Here is a 2,027-nt window from a genome sequence, read left to right as displayed (position 1 = left end):
GCCGGCGCGGGCAGGGGGAGCGGGTGAACACGGCGATGGACGCGGTGGACCGCAAGGTGCGCTTCCGGGCCGGGTTCACCGGGCCGGCGCTGGCGGCGGTGATCACCCCGTTCGTGGTGCTTGGTTTTGTGGCGCTCGCCCTGGACCCGCTGTGCGCCGCGGTCCTGGGGGTGCTGGTGCTGTTGGTGCCGCTGCTGGTGTTCGGGTTCGGCCGGCTGTTCCGGGCCTCCTCCGGCCAGTACCGGCGTTCGCAGGGGATTTTGGCGGCCGTGTTCATGGATGCGCTGCGCAACCTGGGGATGCTGAAGCTGAACAACGCCAGCTTGTGGATGGGGGCGAAGGTCGCCGCCGCGGCGGAGGCGGTGCGGGTGCAGGTGATGCGCCTGCTGGCGCGCAACCAGATGCTGCTGCTGGTGATCGACGCGAGTTTCGCACTGCTGCTGCTGTCCGCGGCGGCGGGCCTGGCCTGGTGGCGGGTGGGCGCCGGGGTGCTCAGCCCCGGACAGGGCACCGCGCTGGTGCTGCTCAGCTTCCTGATGCTGGCCCCGGTGAACTACGTGGGCAGCTTCTTCTACATCGGCATGACCGGGCGGGCGGCGCAGGAGAAGATCGCCGAGGCGCTGGCCGAACCGGCGCACCCGGCGATGCTGCAGCCGGTGCCGGTGGACCTGTCCGCCAGCGGGCTGCAGCTGCAGGACCTGGCCGCCGGGTATGAGCGGAACCCGCAGGCGATCCGCGCCGTGAACCTCAGCTTCCCGCCCGGTTCACGCACCGCGGTGATCGGCGCGTCGGGCAGCGGCAAGTCCACTTTGCTGCGGGTGTTGAGCGGGCAGCTGGAGACCAGCGCCGGCATCGTGCATGATGCCCGCCAGGCGCTGGGCCCGGCCACGCTGCGGCTGAACACCGCGGTGGTTGAGCAGCAGGCGGCGCTGTTTGCGATGAGCCTGCGCGAGAACCTGCTCCTGGCCGACCCGGGCGCCGAGGACGAACAGCTGGTGCGGCTGCTGCGCCAGGTGGGGCTCGGGCCCTGGTTTGACGCGCTGGACGAGGGGCTGGACCTGCAGCTGGGGGAGGCCGGGGCGCGGCTCTCCGGAGGGCAGGGCCAGCGCCTGGCGATCGCCCGCGCCCTGCTGGCCGAGCGTCCGGTGCTGCTGCTCGATGAGCCGACCAGCGCCCTGGACGTGCACACCGAACAGCAGGTGCTGCAGCTGCTGCGCACCGCCGGGCAGGGGCGCACCGTGATCACGGTGACCCACCGGCTTTCCCTGCTGGCGGACTACGACCGGGTGGTGGTGATGCACGACGGGCAGGTGGTGCAGGCCGGGCGGCGTGAGGATTTGATGCAGGACACCGGCGGCTACCTGTACCGGGTGATGGGCCAGTACCGGCAGCGGGCCGGGGAAGCGAAAGGGGCACGATGAGCACCGAACACCACCAGGCCCCCGCACGTGGGCAGCGCCCGCACGCCACGGCCGGCGCGGTGTGCTGGATCCTGGCCAGCACGCGGGACATCATCGCCCCGCTGCTGCTGGCCAGCGTGTTGGCCTGCCTGACCCGGCTGGTGGCCCTGGCCATCTACTATGTGGCCGGACTCGGCCTCATCCGGGCCAGCGGGCTGGCGCTGGCGCTGCCCGGGTCCGGGGCCGGCTACGGGGTGCTGGCCGGCTGGCTGATCGCCCTGGCCCTGGCCAAGGGGGTGCTGCGCTACGCGGAGCAGTACGTGGGGCACAAAGTCGCGTTCCTGGCGTTGGCCCGGCTGCGCACCCAGGTCTATGCGGACTATGAACGCCAGGCCCCGTTCGCCTCCGGCGCGCACAGCGGCAGCATGCTGCAGCGGGCGGTGCGCGACATCGACCGGGTGGAGGTCTTCTTCGCCCACACCCTGCCCCCGGCCGTGGCCGCGCTGGTGACCAGCGTGCTGGTCGCCGTGCTGGTCGGCTTCGGGGTGGACGGGCCCAGCGGTCTGATCCTGCTCGGCGGCTACCTGGTGCTGGGGCTGCTGGTTCCGTGGCTCGGGCTGGGCAGCC

General features: G+C 72.4%; 1 protein-coding gene and 1 pseudogene. Both read left to right on the top strand.

Annotation, left to right across the window (positions count from 1 at the left end; translation table 11 throughout):
* The coding region (locus RCJ92_RS15725; protein WP_446755098.1) for an ATP-binding cassette domain-containing protein at positions 1 to 1,421 on the top strand (1,421 nt) is incomplete at its 5' end.
* Positions 1,418 to 2,027, top strand: a pseudogene (locus tag RCJ92_RS15720) (hypothetical protein); the annotation flags it as partial. The gene RCJ92_RS15725 and the pseudogene RCJ92_RS15720, both read left to right, overlap by 4 nt.

The sequence above is a fragment of the Glutamicibacter sp. BSL13 genome (assembly GCF_052928425.1).
Note: the sequence above shows the minus strand (reverse complement) of the source record. Positions and strands in the feature narration are given on the sequence as shown.